General features: G+C 59.7%; 13 protein-coding genes and 1 pseudogene. 12 read left to right on the top strand and 2 right to left on the bottom strand.

The annotated features are described in order from the left end of the window. Positions 1-41 precede the first annotated feature (41 nt). A pseudogene (locus tag ACFSOZ_RS16665) lies at positions 42-302 on the top strand (transposase); the annotation flags it as partial. A 27-nt stretch (positions 303-329) separates the two neighbouring features. Here ACFSOZ_RS16665 and ACFSOZ_RS16660 read toward each other — a convergent pair. Continuing rightward, complete coding sequence (locus tag ACFSOZ_RS16660) at positions 330-635, bottom strand: LexA family protein (protein ID WP_245330990.1); 306 nt, start codon at positions 633-635, stop codon at positions 330-332. 45 nt (positions 636-680) lie between these two features. Between ACFSOZ_RS16660 and ACFSOZ_RS16655 the strand changes: the two genes are divergently transcribed. Continuing rightward, a complete protein-coding gene (locus ACFSOZ_RS16655) occupies positions 681-1805 on the top strand; it encodes an IS630 family transposase (RefSeq protein WP_095081716.1) in 1125 nt (374 codons plus the stop codon). 223 nt (positions 1806-2028) lie between these two features. Here ACFSOZ_RS16655 and ACFSOZ_RS16650 read toward each other — a convergent pair whose 3' ends face one another. Continuing rightward, entirely contained in the window at positions 2029-3204 is a 1176-nt protein-coding gene (locus ACFSOZ_RS16650) for a Fic family protein (RefSeq protein ID WP_379100046.1), read from the bottom strand. A gap of 325 nt (positions 3205-3529) precedes the next feature. On the opposite strand from ACFSOZ_RS16650, the gene ACFSOZ_RS16645 reads away from it, so the two are divergent. The 10 genes from ACFSOZ_RS16645 (at position 3530) to ACFSOZ_RS16600 (ending at position 14333) form a co-directional block, all read left to right on the top strand. Then, entirely contained in the window at positions 3530-3796 is a 267-nt protein-coding gene (locus ACFSOZ_RS16645; protein WP_379100044.1) for a hypothetical protein, read from the top strand. Between the two features lie 92 nt (positions 3797-3888). Further along, positions 3889-4254 carry a hypothetical protein gene (locus tag ACFSOZ_RS16640; RefSeq protein ID WP_379100042.1) on the top strand — a complete coding sequence of 122 codons (366 nt, stop codon included), beginning with the start codon at positions 3889-3891 and terminating at the stop codon, positions 4252-4254. A gap of 500 nt (positions 4255-4754) precedes the next feature. Continuing rightward, positions 4755-5639 carry a beta-keto acid cleavage family enzyme gene (locus ACFSOZ_RS16635; RefSeq protein WP_379100040.1) on the top strand — a complete coding sequence of 295 codons (885 nt, stop codon included), beginning with the start codon at positions 4755-4757 and terminating at the stop codon, positions 5637-5639. Between the two features lie 26 nt (positions 5640-5665). Next, positions 5666-6463, top strand: coding sequence for an IclR family transcriptional regulator (locus ACFSOZ_RS16630; RefSeq protein WP_379100038.1), 798 nt, complete (start codon positions 5666-5668; stop codon positions 6461-6463). Between the two features lie 99 nt (positions 6464-6562). Then, positions 6563-7972, top strand: a complete 1410-nt coding sequence (locus ACFSOZ_RS16625; RefSeq protein ID WP_379100036.1) for an FAD-binding oxidoreductase — start codon at positions 6563-6565, stop codon at positions 7970-7972. A 53-nt stretch (positions 7973-8025) separates the two neighbouring features. Next, on the top strand, positions 8026-8865 hold the full coding sequence (locus tag ACFSOZ_RS16620) for a fumarylacetoacetate hydrolase family protein (protein ID WP_095090212.1): 840 nt from the start codon (positions 8026-8028) through the stop codon (positions 8863-8865). A gap of 63 nt (positions 8866-8928) precedes the next feature. Beyond that, positions 8929-9816: a carboxymuconolactone decarboxylase family protein gene (locus ACFSOZ_RS16615; protein ID WP_378976998.1), complete on the top strand. Its 888-nt coding sequence runs from the start codon at positions 8929-8931 to the stop codon at positions 9814-9816. Positions 9817-9845: 29 nt separating this feature from the next. Then, on the top strand, positions 9846-10922 hold the full coding sequence (locus ACFSOZ_RS16610) for an SDR family oxidoreductase (protein WP_379100034.1): 1077 nt from the start codon (positions 9846-9848) through the stop codon (positions 10920-10922). Positions 10923-11353: 431 nt separating this feature from the next. Beyond that, a complete protein-coding gene (locus ACFSOZ_RS16605; RefSeq protein ID WP_095090209.1) occupies positions 11354-12406 on the top strand; it encodes a TRAP transporter substrate-binding protein in 1053 nt (350 codons plus the stop codon). Positions 12407-12413: 7 nt separating this feature from the next. Beyond that, positions 12414-14333: a TRAP transporter large permease gene (locus ACFSOZ_RS16600; protein ID WP_379100032.1), complete on the top strand. Its 1920-nt coding sequence runs from the start codon at positions 12414-12416 to the stop codon at positions 14331-14333. Positions 14334-14408 lie beyond the last annotated feature (75 nt).

Genomic DNA, 14408 nt, shown 5'->3' with positions numbered 1-14408 from the left:
ACCGTTGACAAAAACATCCCCATACAAGTGCAGTACGACAACGCGTCCTCAGACGGCTGGAGTTCCACTACACGCCCAAACATGCAAGCTGGCTCAACATGGTCGAGATCGAAATCGGCGTTCTGCGCAACCAGTGCCTCGACCGCCGCATCGAAAGCCGCTCCCGCCTCGTCGCCGAGGTCGCGGCTTGGGAACACCAGCGCAACGCAAGTGCCGCTCGCATCAACTGGATGTTCTCAACCGAGCAGGCCCGAACCAAAATGGCCCGGGCCTATCCAAAACCAACAGCCAAAGAGTCATAATCTCTGTGCACAGGTACTAGACTAAGACTAGTACCTCTGCACAGAGGTTATGACGGGTTGAACCGGCTGAAGTTTGGGTAGGATGTCGTGGTCGACGAGCAGTTGGATGCTGCGCGCGACACCTGGTTGCCTGCGGATGAGGCCGGAGCGTTCGAGGGTTAGCACCATCTGGTGGACGGACGGCGGGGTGACGCCGAAATAGCGTTGCATGTCGCGTTCGGCCGGCGGCTGGCGGTTGATCTGCATATAAGCCCAGATGAAGGCGAGGTACTGGCCCTGTTTTTCGGTGAAGCTGGGACCCGCAGGCGTTTGCCCGTCAAGTAATTGATTCAATTTTCGATTCATCCGGAACCCTTGGCAACCGAGGAGGCTTTCTGGATGAATCTACGCTATCGTGTCGATCTCGACCAACCCGAACGCGATGAACTCACAGCGATGCTGGCAGGCGGCAAGCAGCCGGCTCGCAAGCTCAAGCGGGCGCAGATCCTGCTCGCCGTCGACGCGGGCTTGGGTGACGAGGCCATTGCCGCGACGGTGGTGGTCGGCGGCTCCACTGTCTATCGCACCAAGCGCCGCTTCGTGGAGATGGGTCTGGAGGCGGCGCTCAGCGAAGAGCCACGCGCAGGCGCGCAACGCAAGCTGACGGGCAAGGAAGAAGCCCTGCTGGTGGCCACCGCCTGTTCCAGTCCGCCGCCGGGCCGCGCCCGCTGGACCCTGGAACTGCTGGCCGGTGAGTTCGTCAAGCTGACCGATCACCAGGAACTGTCGCGCGAGACGGTGCGCCGACGCTTGGCAGACAACGATCTCAAGCCCTGGCGCAAGGACATGTGGTGCATCCCCAAGGTCGACGCCGAGTATGTCGCGCGCATGGAGGACGTGCTCGACCTCTATGCCGAGGCACCGGACCCGAAGCGACCGGTGGTGTGCTTCGACGAAAGCCCGACCCAACTCATCGGCGAGGTGCGACAGCCGATCCCGGCCGAACCGGGCCGGCTTGAGCGGTATGACTGCGAGTACAAGCGCAACGGCACCGCCAACCTGTTCGTCTTCCTCGACGCACACCGCTCCTGGCGCAAAGTCAAGGTCACCGAGCGGCGCGCCGCGGAAGACTTTGCCCATTGCATGCGCGACCTCGTCGATATCCATTACCCGCAGGCCGAACGCGTCAGGGTGGTGCTCGACAATCTGTCAACCCACTCGGCCGCCGCGCTCTACCAGGCTCTGCCTGCTTCAGAGGCGCGACGCGTCCTTCGACGGCTGGAATTCCACTACACGCCCAAACACGCCAGCTGGCTCAACATGGTCGAGATCGAAATCGGCGTCCTGCGCGGCCAGTGCCTCGATCGTCGCATCAATAGCTATGATCGCCTCGTCGCGGAGACCGCTGCCTGGGAGCACCTGCGAAACACCAGTGGCGCTCGCATCAACTGGATGTTCTCTACCGAAAACGCACGCCTTAAGATGGCCAAAGCCTATCCCAAGCCGACTTCCAAAGAGTCATAACCTCTGTGCAGAGGTACTAGGTGGATTGCCCATATTGAGGTCTCCCCAGGACTTAGCCCATAGGCTTGGATACTAGGGATTCATCGATATTCTGACCCCACTGAGCCATGTTGTGGGTGTCGCAGAGATGGACTTTCAGCGACGGCTCGCCTTTCGACCGGTTCACACCGGATTGTGGGATGACCAAGAAGCGTCCGATTTGATCCCTCTGGTTGCAAGTTGGCTAGGTTTCCGGAAACAGCGCGTCCAGAGCGTCCGCAGGGAAGCGCAGCGAAACCGGACCTTTGGGCGTGTCAGACGCTAGCAGACCAAGCCCGATCACCTCATTAAACACCCTTCGCGCCGTGCGCTCGGGCAGTCCGCTTATGCGGGATGCTTCGCCGCGGTCAAATTCGCCGCGCATAAGCGCTTCTTGCAGGAAACGAGATGCTTCGGGCTTCACGCCGCTGCGCTCCACATAGCTATGCAGCCGCTTGGCAAGCGTATCGAGATCGAACAGACCTGTCATGAAGCTCACCTGATCGATGCACACCTGCAGGAACCATAAGGTAAAATCACCGAGCACGCGTTCGGAGAGGTTGCCGCGTCCGACGAGATCCCCTTGGCGGGGCATATCGGCATGATCCATCATGCGCTTGTAGTCCGTGCGGCTTTTCGCGCCGCGTGCCAGACCGCGCGAGATCGACCACAGTCCATGCGCAGCAATCCCGGCCTCATGGGCCATGGCGTGGCTCATCAATCGGCTGACGCGACCGTTGCCGTCGGGGAAGGGGTGAATGTAGTTGAAACGGTGATGCGCAGCAGGAATGGCCAGGATGCGCCCGGCCTTGCCCAGCTTGTCGAAGCGATAGCGCATGGCAAAGTACTGCATGAAATCGTCGACACGCTCGCTCGAAGGCGGCTCATGCCGGCCGACAGCGACGTCATGCTCTGGCTTCGATCGCCACTCGCCTGGCGCCATGACAAATTCACGGCCGGCGCCCTTGATGGTCAGCATGGGCGCTTCCGCATCGCGATAAAATTCCGCATGCAGCCATCGCAGAAAATCTACCGATGCCGGCTCCCGCAACCGCCCCTCGGCGGCCATACGGTCGATCTCCGCTTGCAGGCGAACATGGGCGGCCGCCTCGAGCTGCAGGTTGCGACGATTCTCGTCTCGATCGAAGTTTCCGGCCAACGCCCGTTCGATGTCGCGCGGGCGCGTATCATGGCCCTCGATCAGGTTGCTGTAGTAGGTGTTCATGATGCGCACGAGATCGGCGAGATTGGCAGCGGTACGCGGGTGCAAGCTTTGGCCCAAAATAGCCGATGTAGCCGATAGCTCCGCCAGCGCATCCGACATTGATTCGGATACATCCGTCAGGCGGGCCGGTTCGATGCGCTGTACGCTCTCTTCCATAATTGGCCGATCTTGGTTTCCGCTAAATACGGAATTATAAATATATATTTCTAATATTCCAGAACATTTGGCCGATCTTCTGGCCGATCATCGGCATCCTGCCGACTTGCGCGGGCCTCGGCACCATCACCGCCGCCAACTTGGACACCATTGATGCCGCCCGACGATGATGATCATGATGGCCGATGTTCGGGACGCCTATTTCACTGATAACCATGCACAAAACTGCAATCGGGAGGACCATGTGGCCGATGTTTTGGCCGATCTTCGCCGATTGGCGGGACTCAGATAGAATAGAGGCAGGAAAATAGAGGCAGCCTCAAACATGGTTTCTGCTGAAATTGTCGAAGCGCGCGAGTTCGCGACCAGGCTGGGCGATAATCTGCCGCGTCGTATCGAGGCCGCGGCCTTGGGCGTGCGCTCAAAGGCGCTGTTCCAATTGCTTTGTGCACGTGAGGCGCTGATCTGGCGAAGCGAAGATGCGCGCAACGCATGCAATGCGCTTGAGCGTGAGGATCTGAGCGTTGCGGCCCCATTGACGCGTTCCCTTACTGAAAATGCTGCCCTTGTATGGACTCTGGGAGATTCTTGATGCGCGGCATACCCATTCACCACAGCAGCTAAACGATCTGCTGATACGGGCTTCTCGTTGGCTCGAGGAAATGGGCGGACGGACCACAGGCCATGCAAATCCTGAGCTGCATCGACAGGATGGACAAGGCGGTGCCGGGGGTGCGTGCCGGGTACGACAGCCTGAGCGAAATCGTTCATCCAAATTGGGCCGGCGTCGCCGGCCTCTATTCGAAACCTGATCCCCCACGGTATTTGACCGACTTCGGACGCGGGTTGAGGGAGACGAAGGGCACTGTCGACATGATCGCCAATGCACTACTCGGCTCGCTCGGCTTGTTTGAACTCGCTTATCCTGCAGTCGGAGAAGGCGATCCATTGGCTAAGGCCCGATTTCTTTTGGAGACCACGGCGCGCGGCGAGATGGACTTAGCAGAGCACATGCAGGCTCTGCTCTGCTCGACGATGTGGAACGGATGAGACCGACCGCTGTGTAGCCGGTGAGCTCGATCAGATCGTGTCAAACCTGTGGTGCGATTTTCACCCAGAAATGTGCAGGTGAAGCAGAGACAGTCTACCGCGCCTGCTGGGAAACGCTGGCGAACTACCAAGCTTTTCAGTCCCCTTTGATCCGCCCAGGAGCCGCAACCTGAGCAAAAATTGAAGCACCGGTGCTTGAGCTAGCATGCTGGGTCGATCCGGGTTCCCGTTGGCGAATGGCAGAGTGCTGGGTCCCAAGCCTCGTTTTCACGGTGCAGGATGTCTCACGCGCTCTGAAACTGTTCGTCACCCTTTGGGACACCACTGGCAAAGATAGGCAGAATGCGAAACCGCGCTAAGGAGACGGAGGCTTCTCCGCCTACACTCAATCGATTATGTCACTTTTCATATGTCCCGGTTGACAAGACAGTGTCCCATCTGGTAGTGCGGACGCATAGCTTGAATTGCTGAAGAGCCCGGCAGCTAGGGAGGAGATCGACTTGGAAAAACTGATTATTACGGCGGCCTATGACTCGCGGGTCTCTTATCCGGCAAATCATTTCTGTATGCCGTCGACGCGCGAGAATGTGCCGCTGATTGCCGACGAGTATGTGCGCTGCCTGAACGCCGGAGCAGCCGTTGCCCACCTTCACGGAGTGCGACGGCTTGAAGACAAGATCCAGGAAGACGGCAAGAAGCTGAGCCGCCTTGACGTCGATGGTTGGCGGGAGATGACGGAAGGCATCAAAGAAAAGGCGGATTGCATCATCCAGTACGGCATTGCTGGCGCGAGGCTCGACGACCGGGTTCCGTTGATGAAGCTTGGGCCTGACATGATGGCTGTCGCGTTCAATGCTCACGACGAATATTTTCAGCCTGACAAGAATTATCCGCCGAACGCGATTTACGCTCTTCATCCGCTGGACGAACTGCGCGACTACGCCCAGGCGACGCGGCAGCATGGCGTAAAAATGGAGCTTGAAACCTTCCATACCGGCGCTCTTTGGAACATGCGCAAGCTGATGGAAGAGGGTCTGCTCGATGAGCGAATCTGGACGACACTGTTCATTGGATGGTCCGGCGGCTCCTGGACCCCATGCACAGAGCGCGGCCTGCTCTATTTGATTGATTGCCTGCCGGAAGGCGTCGTGTGGAACGTCAGTTGCATGGATCCCCTGCGTCACTGGAACATTCTTGCAATGGCGATTTCGATGGGCGGACATGTACGGGTAGGTTACGAGGACAACCCATATCTGAATCCCGGCGAGCTAGCCGACAGCTGCGCGCGACTAGTGGACAAGGTGGTTGCCCTGGCACATATGCTGGGGCGCGAAATCGCCAGTCCGCAAGAGGCCCGTGAGATCATAGGGCTGAAGGCGGCTTGAGGTCGAAGGAATAGAAAGGGAGTGCCTTGGACGAAGACGGGACGAGCACGGCGCAGGACGAGACTGCCCAGTCTGGCGGGCTGATCAATCTCGTTGCGGATACTCTCTTTGCCCTCACGGAGAAATCCGAGGGCTTGAGCATCCGTGCCATAGCGCAAGCGACCGACAACAGCCGCAGTTCGACGCACCGGATCCTCCAGGCCCTCTCTCGTAGCGACTTCGTTCAACAATCCGAGAGCGGCAGTTATGTCGTCGGCCCGCGAATGCTGATGCTGGCGGCGCGGGTGTTCGGTGTCGTGCCTGTCCTTCAGATTGCACATGTGATCATGAAGGACCTGGTTCAGGAGCTGGGTGAGACCTGCTATCTCGCCACGTTTTCCGAGGCGGACGGCCATGCCACTTATGTCCACCGGATCGAGAACGATCATCCGGTGCGATACATCCAGGCGCTTGGCTCGACGATACCGCTTCATGCGGGTGCCGTCGGCAAGGCTATTCTCGCGGCCTTGCCAGACTTCGATTTGGGTAAGCTCGATATGAAGGTCTACACCCCGAACACTCAGAACTCTCTGACAGAATTGAAGGCCAGTGTCGCCCTGGCGAGGAAGAATGGTTATGCGACGAGTATCGAAGAGCGTGTGGTCGGCGTCGGCGGAGCGGCTGCGGCCGTTCGTTCGGGCGATCGAGTGATCGGAGCACTGACGGTCTCGGTTCCCAAGAACCGGATACCTCCAGAAGGGCTCGACAAAATTGGCCTTTGCGTGAGCAAGCACGCCGAGGCGCTTTCATCCATGCTGACTGCCATCGGCGTGGAGCGCATTTAGCAAGGGTCAGTCCCAGCGAAGGATGATCGGCGGGTGTCACTGCGATGCGCCTCAGAATGCGTCGCACGACGACGCTTGCCTACAGTTTGGCGAGGCACCATGGACTTACTGTCTAATTTCCGGTCGATGCTCGGCGCCGCAAATGTTCTAACAGGCAACGACGCGGCACCTTACCTGACCGATTGGCGAGGAGTATATCAGGGCGCCGCGCAGTGCGTGGTGCGGCCTGCGACCACCGAGCAAGTGGCCGGGATCGTGGCACTTTGCGCCAGCTCGGAAATCCCGATCGTTCCCCAGGGCGGCAACACCGGGCTGGTAGGTGGCGCCACGCCTGACGCGAGTGGCAAGGCCGTGGTCGTGTCAATGTCGCGGTTGAGCCGTGTCTGCGGCTTCGATCCTGAAAACAACACGGTCACCGTCCAAGCTGGCTGCGTGCTGCAGACCCTTCAGGAATATTGCCGCGACCGGGATCGATTGTTCCCGCTATCGCTTGCGGCGGAAGGCAGCTGCACAATTGGTGGCAATCTTGCCAGCAATGCCGGCGGATCGCAGGTGTTGCGGTACGGCACAATACGCGAACTGACGCTGGGTCTCGAAGTCGTCACCGCTGACGGGGAGATATGGAACGGGCTTGGCGGCCTGCGAAAGGACAACACGGGGTACGACCTGAAGTCATTGTTCGTGGGCAGCGAAGGGACGCTAGGCATTATCACGACCGCTACGCTGAAGCTTTTCCCGCTGCCCCGAATGACCCAGACGGCGCTTGTGGCGACAAAAGGGATGGCGAGCTGTGTCCAGCTGCTCATCCGACTTCAGACGCAAATTGGGTCGAGTTTGACGGCATTCGAGGTCATGGCGAATGAGTGCCTGAAACTGGTCACATCACAATTTCCGCAGCAACATCTGCCTTTCGACGGCTCCTCAGTCGATGCGCCCTGGTTCGCCTTGCTGGAACTGTCCGGCAGCCAGGACCGGGAAGGGCTGGGCGAGTGCCTAGAAACCATGCTGGGCGACGCTTTGGAGGCGGGTGAGATTTGCGACGCGACCATTGCGACGAGCGTGGAACAGGAGCGGGCCTTTTGGCATCTTCGCGAAAGCATCACGCTAGCGCAGGCCAAGGGCGGCAAAGGCATCAAGCACGACATCGCGCTTCCGATCTCGAAAATCCCCGAATTCGTCGAGGAAATGGACCGAAACCTTTCGACGACATTCCCTGGCCTGTCGGTAATGCCGTTTGGGCATCTTGGCGACGGTAACCTTCACTACAACGTCGGCCCCTCTCCGAGGTTCGCAGAGGATGCCCTACAGCGCAGCCATGATCGGATTTATGTGATGGTGCACGACGCCGTCCATGCGCTCGGTGGGTCGATAAGTGCCGAACACGGCATCGGCCAGCTGAAACGGGGTGAGTTGAAGCGCTACAAGACGGCTCACGAATTGGCAATGATGCGCTCCATCAAGGCGGCATTCGACCCCATGAACATCTTAAATCCTGGAAAAGTTATCTGACCAAACAGTCTGGCGGGTCTTGGCGAAGTCGCGAATACCTGAATGGAGCCTACATGAAGTATCTCAGTTTTTTTGCTTCCGGATTGCCGACCTGGGGCGTCGTTTCTGGCGATTATGCATTGGCAATTGGCTTGGTCGATGGTGCTCCCTCGACACTTCGACAGGCCATGTCGGACAAGAGCGATCTGGCATCTCTCGGCGCCCTTGCGCGCCGTCTGCCCCTAGCAGATATCGAGTACCTTCCTGTTATCCCCGACCCCGACAAGATCATCTGCGTCGGGCTGAATTACGAGGAGCACAGGAAAGAAGCGGGGCGGGCCGTCGTGGGACATCCGACGCTATTCACCCGTTTTGCCAATGTCCAAGTCGGGCATGGCAGGCCACTGCTTCGCCCGAAAGAGTCGATCGAATTCGACTATGAGGGCGAACTGGCCCTGGTGATCGGAAAGGGCGGCCGATCCATTCGTGAGGAGGATGCCTTCAGTCATATTGCTGGCTATGCCTGCTACAATGACGGATCGATCCGGGACTGGCAGCGCCACACCTCGCAATTCGTGCCCGGAAAGAACTTCATCGGCACAGGCGCTTTCGGACCCTGGCTTGTGACACCGGACGAGGTCGGCCCGCTCGACAACCTGCAGATCGAAACGCGCCTGAACGGCGAAACGGTGCAGAAGTCGACCCTCGGCCATATGATTTTCGACATCCCTACGATCATCGCCTACTGCTCCACCTTCACCCGGCTCGAGGTCGGCGACGTCATCGTAACAGGCACACCCGGCGGGGTGGGCATGAAGCGGGAACCTCCCCTGTGGATGAAGGCGGGTGACGTGGTCGAAGTCGAGATCGACCGCGTTGGCCTGCTGCGCAACCCAGTCGAGGACGCAGCGTGAATCCAGGTCAACATATTTCGGGCGGTCGAACCTGCTGCCTAAAGCCAGATGGAGGACGATGTGATGGCGCAAGGACACAATAAGGGCGATTCCAAGATCGAGGCCCTGCTTGCTGTGGTCGAACAATTCCAGCCGGGCGTGCGCGAGCGCTTTGAACTGCGCCGTCGCATCGACCCTGCCTTCGCAGAGGCTGTATTGACCTATGCCGCCCGACTGTTTGGCCGCCCGGTGCTGGACGTCCGCACCCGGCTGCTCGTCATGGTCGGCCAGTTCACCATGTCCCGCCGGCACGCCCGACTGCGCGAAACCGTGATTGCCGCCTGCAACCACGGACTAAATCTCAACGAAGTTCTCGAGGTCATACTCCAGTGCTCGATCTACGGCGGCGAGTCGATCGTGGACGAGCCGCTGGAGATATTCGCCGAGGAGGCCGGCGCACGCGGTCTGCTCGACGGCGTCAGCGCGAAGGCCCTGCAACCGGGCCAACGCAATGCGGAACGAAGCCTGGAGGCCGAGCGCCAAACCTGGCATCCGGTCGATTCAAAGGATCCACGGGCAGATTCCCTGTTGAAGAAGTATGGCTGGCACGGGATCAGCATCGCGCTGGTGCTTCGGCCGCTACACACGCTGAACAACGCGACCTTCCTCGAATCTCTCGACGAAAACTTCACGCACGCCTTCTACGATTTCGGCTACAGCGACATGTACGGTCGACAGGTTCTCGATCACCGGACCCGGCTCCTGTGCATGGTTGGCAACACTCTCGCCATTGGAGAAATCGTCCAGACCCGCCACCACATGCGCACGGCCATCAAGCAAGGCGCTTCGGCACGCGAGGTTCTTGAGGTGCTGTTCCAGTCCGTTGTGACGGTCGGCCATCCGAACATCGTGCCGGAGCGGTTCCGCGATCTCGCGAAGATCGTCGAAGAGGAATCCGGCGCCTCGTTCTAGGCGTCGGAGCACCAACGGGAGAAATGACAGTGGGCGAGCGCAGGATACTGATCGTTGGGGCAACGGGCCTTGTGGGGGCGGCCGCCACCGAACATTTCTCGTTCTTGCCCGGATGGGACGTTGTGGCTTTGTCCCGCCGCCCTCCGTTGGCGCAGGCGAGTTATCACATTGCGGTCGACCTGACCGACCGCGACGCCTGCCTCAACGCATTCAAGGGGGCACCAAGGATCACCCATATCCTCTATGCCGCTCTCTACGAAGAGGAGGATCTGGAGACGGGCTGGCGCAGCACGTCGCAGGCGGGCATCAACCTGCAGATGCTGCAGAACGTCGTGGAAAGCGTCGAGGCGACATCCGAACTGAGCCACGTCACGATCCTGCAGGGCGGCAAGGCCTATGGTTCGCACCTCGGGCGGGTGCCGGTTCCGGCCAAGGAACGCTGGCCGCGGATGTCGCATCATATCTTCTACTGGCAGCAGGAGGACTATTTGCGGGCTCGCTCCGCCGAGGCGGGTTGGGCCTTCTCGGTCCTGCGGCCGCAGCTTATTCTCGGCGATGCCTTGCGCAGTCCAATGAACATTGTCGCGGCGCTGGGTGTCTATGCCAGCGTCATGCGCGAGATGGGACGGCCATTGACGTTCCCAGGCGGCGGCGCCTATGTGACCGCCTGTGCCGACAGCCGGCTCATTGCGGGCGCTGCGGAGTTCTGCGCCACACGGCCTGAGGCGGCGGGCGAGACATTCAATGTCGTCAATGGAGACGCCGTCGTCTGGCGTGACCTCTGGCCCTCGATCGCCGCCCACTTCAACATGCCGGTCGGCGATGACGAGCCTATGAAGCTAAGCGAGCAGATGCCGCTCTTTTCGGACTGGTGGGATCGCATTGTGGCAGCTCACAGCCTCAAAATCCTGTCCATGAACGAAATCGTCGGTGCTTCCTGGCAGACTGCGGATCTGACTCTGGGCTATGGGCGCGAGCGCCCCTTCGACAGGCTGATGAGCCCAATCAAGCTGCGCAAGGCCGGTTTTAGTGACTGTACGGACACGGAAGACGCCATTTTGCACTGGCTGAAGCGAATGCAAACGGCACGTATTCTACCCCCCTGACGCACCCGAGGGCAGCTTTTTGGCTCGTGCCTGCGCCCGCGAATGCTCTGCACTTTTCAGTTACTCCGGTGGTTCTTTCAATCCAAGAACGTTGACGTTTTCGTGCCTATCTGCTAAATTGGGTCATCGTCCCGGTATGTGGGACAAGTAGGGAGGAGCGCGGTGATTTGTATCCCGCTTGGTCAAACCGAAGGTCAACGCTGCCGGCTTGTCGGCTGACGCCGGGCTAACTGCCTTTGGTTTCATCGAAGGACCTTGCCGCCTGGCATGAGGCCGAGACCTGGTGCCCGACTTCGGGATTGGCACGGAAAATCGAATTGGCAGTGAGCCGCAGAGCCGCTTGGACCCGCAGGGGTGACTTCATGGCCTGCACGGAGGAGCTGGATGCGGGTAGGGCGCCGTAGACCGCGCCGCGCCATCTAGAAACAGAAATGGCGGGCATGTCGCTCGCGATCAAGGGAGGACTGTCAATGCAAACAATGTCTCGAAGGAACGTTCTGAAGCTGGGTGGCATAGCCATTGCCAGTCCGTTCATTATCCGCAACGCACGTGCGGCCGAGTTCAACTACAAGCTTGGCCTCGAGCTTCGCGACGATCAGCCGCTGCCGAAGCGGATGTTGGAAGCCGCCGCGACGATTGCCGAGGAGACGAATGGCCGGTTGCAGATCCAGGGCTTTCCCAATGGCGCCTTGGGTAACCCAGTCGAGACGCTCAATCAGGTCAGGTCCGGCGCCCTTGAATTCCTGACCTCGTCCTTCGGGATACTTTCCACGCTCGATCGGCGAGCCGGTTTGCCGACGTTGGGATTCATTTTCGAGAACTACGACCAAGTCTGGAAGGCCATCGACGGTGATCTGGGCAAATATGTGGCCAAAGTGATCGCCGAGCACGGCGAACTGGCCGTCGTGGATGGCATCCATGACATCGGTTTTCGCCATGTAACGTCGAACAACGGATTGTTTGCGCAGCCCGCAGACCTGAAAGGGGTCCGGATCAGGACGCCCCCAACTCCATTCCTGACGTCGCTGTTCAGTGCGCTCGGCGCCTCGCCCACTCCGATCGCTTTCGGTGATCTCTATTCAGCGCTGCAGACCGGGACGGTGGATGCGCAAGAGAATCCGCTGACGGTGGTCGCCAGCTACAAGTTCTATGAGGTACAGAAGTTCTGCACGCTTACCTCCCACACCTGGGACGGCTGGGTGCCTGTGGCAAACCGCGCCGCTTGGGAGAGACTGCCGGAGGATATTCGTCAGGTGGTGGCTCGCAATTTCCAGAAGGCCGCTCTGCAACAGCGCAAGGACATAGCAACGCAGGTCGCCGCGGTGCGGACGGATCTCGATCAGAAAGGGCTGCAGTTCGGCAGCCCTGGCCCGGGCGTGTATCGCAAGACACTGCAAGGAACCCAGTTCTATTCAGACTGGAAAAAACAAATCGGCGCGGAGGCATGGGGTGTCCTCGAAGGCGCAGTCGGAAAGCTGGGATGAGATGACCATGACCGCGGCCGACGACGGAAAGACACTCGACGCAATCGTTCAATGCCATGAGGCAAAAACCGTCGGCATGCCCAAGAGAGACTCGCTGTCCAGGATTTTGGATCTGGTGGTGGCGTTGGCTGCCCATGCAGGCGCCATCCTCCTGATTGGCGAGATCGTCCTATTGTCGGCCGCGGTCTTCTTCCGATACGTCCTTCGCTCGCCGCTGATCTGGTCGGACGAACTGGCCGAGCTCATTCTCATCTGGCAAGCCATGCTGGGTGCGGTAGTTGCCTTTCATGCCGGTCAGCATCTGAGGCTAAGCGTTCTGTCGGACGCGCTGCCGATCAGGGCGAGGGCGTTCCTCGAAATGGTATGTCTCATCCTCACGGCGCTCGTGGCGGGGCCTTTGGCGTTCTATGCGCTCAAGGATGCAAGAGCGGACCTTGGCTTGATGACGCCCGTGCTTGAGATCTCACCCGCCTGGCAAACGGGTGCGTTGATTGTCGGGCTCGGGTTGATCGCGACCCTGGCTCTTGGTACCCTGATCCAGAAAATCACGGCTGACAATCGGTCGACGACGCTTGCGGCATTTGGAACGGTCGCAGCCGTCATGGCGGCAGCCTGGATGCTCCAAGACGAATTTTCTGGCTTGGGCAATCTGAACCTGGTCGTCTTCTTCATCGGGCTCGTCGGGGCCTGCATAGCGATTGGCCTGCCAATCGCTTTCTGCTTCGCGATTGCGGCAATGGCCTATGTCTTGTTTGCCACACACGCCCCACTCGACATCGTGCCGGCCCGGATGGAAACGGGGATGGCTCACATCCTGCTTCTTTCGGCTCCGCTGTTCATCGCGCTTGGTGCGCTGCTGGTCATTTCCGGCATGGCCAACAACATGGTCAAGCTTCTCGTGGCGTTGGTCGGCCATGTGAGGGGCGGCTTATCCTATGTGCTTATCGGCGGCATGGCTCTTCTGTCAGGCATTTCCGGGTCGAAGGCTGCCGACATGGCGGCGATCGCCCCGGTCCTCGTGCCGGAAATGCGCCGCCGCGGCGCCAATGACGGCGAAATCGTCGGTCTGCTCGCCGCATCCTGCGCCATGTCGGAGACAATTCCGCCAAGCCTGATCCTCATCATGACCGGGGCCGTAACCGGCGTTTCGATCGGCGCCTTGTTTGCGGCCGGCTGGTATCCGGCGCTTGCCCTCGCGGCCCTTCTTTGTGTGCTGGCCCGGTTCCGGGCCGCAAGATCGGGCGAGGACCAGTCCGAGAAGGCAAGCTGGGGCAAGATCGGCAAACTGGCGATCGTCGCAGTGCCCGTGCTGGTTCTGCCATTCCTGATCCGAGGCGCGGTGGTCGAGGGCATCGCCACCGCGACCGAGGTGGCGACGGTCGGCATTGCCTATGTCCTGATCCTGACTCTGCTGATCGAACGCCGCTTCGACTGGCGCCGCCTCTATGCGTCGCTAAAGGACGCATCGGCGTTGACGGGGGTCATTTTCATAATCTTGGCCTCCGCGAACGCCATGGCTTGGGGCTTCGTCCAGTCCGGCTTCTCATCGATCCTTGCCGGCGTGGCGGGTACACTCCCTTGCGGAACTTACGGGTTCCTGGTGATATCCATCATCGTGTTCATCATTCTGGGGAGCATCCTGGAGGGCATTCCGGCCATTGTCCTCCTTGGACCTCTGCTTTTCCCGGTTGCCAAGTCCCTGGGTGTATCCGAGGTGCACTTTGCGCTGGTTACGGTGATGGCCATGGGCCTTGGGCTTTTCGCCCCGCCTTTTGGCGTCGGCTTCTACACGGCCTGCGCCATTTGCCGCGTCGAACCGGCCGTGGTCATGAAAGCGATATGGCCCTATCTCGGTGTCATCTTTGTGGGGATTGTCCTGGTCGCGGTTGGTCCAATTGTCGTCGAAGAAATTGGCGTGATCTGGTAGCCGAAATTCTAAAGATTTGCCGGTTCCCCAGGTGTCGCAATGATTTCAGGAGGTGGGTTGGGGATTTTGGCTTGG

Source organism: Mesorhizobium newzealandense (assembly GCF_042682145.1).
GTDB lineage: Bacteria > Pseudomonadota > Alphaproteobacteria > Rhizobiales > Rhizobiaceae > Mesorhizobium > Mesorhizobium newzealandense.
This window is presented reverse-complemented; position numbering and strand designations above follow the sequence as displayed.

Excerpts from the sequence above, each read along its gene's own strand:
- ACFSOZ_RS16600 (WP_379100032.1), top strand. The coding sequence starts at position 12,414 with ATGACCGCGGCCGACGACGGAAAGACACTCGACGCAATCGTTCAATGC.
- ACFSOZ_RS16650 (WP_379100046.1), bottom strand. The coding sequence starts at position 3,204 with ATGGAAGAGAGCGTACAGCGCATCGAACCGGCCCGCCTGACGGATGTA.
- ACFSOZ_RS16620 (WP_095090212.1), top strand. The coding sequence starts at position 8,026 with ATGAAGTATCTCAGTTTTTTTGCTTCCGGATTGCCGACCTGGGGCGTC.
- ACFSOZ_RS16625 (WP_379100036.1), top strand. The coding sequence starts at position 6,563 with ATGGACTTACTGTCTAATTTCCGGTCGATGCTCGGCGCCGCAAATGTT.
- ACFSOZ_RS16605 (WP_095090209.1), top strand. The coding sequence starts at position 11,354 with ATGGCGGGCATGTCGCTCGCGATCAAGGGAGGACTGTCAATGCAAACA.
- ACFSOZ_RS16615 (WP_378976998.1), top strand. The coding sequence starts at position 8,929 with ATGGCGCAAGGACACAATAAGGGCGATTCCAAGATCGAGGCCCTGCTT.
- ACFSOZ_RS16655 (WP_095081716.1), top strand. The coding sequence starts at position 681 with ATGAATCTACGCTATCGTGTCGATCTCGACCAACCCGAACGCGATGAA.
- ACFSOZ_RS16645 (WP_379100044.1), top strand. The coding sequence starts at position 3,530 with ATGGTTTCTGCTGAAATTGTCGAAGCGCGCGAGTTCGCGACCAGGCTG.
- ACFSOZ_RS16640 (WP_379100042.1), top strand. The coding sequence starts at position 3,889 with ATGCAAATCCTGAGCTGCATCGACAGGATGGACAAGGCGGTGCCGGGG.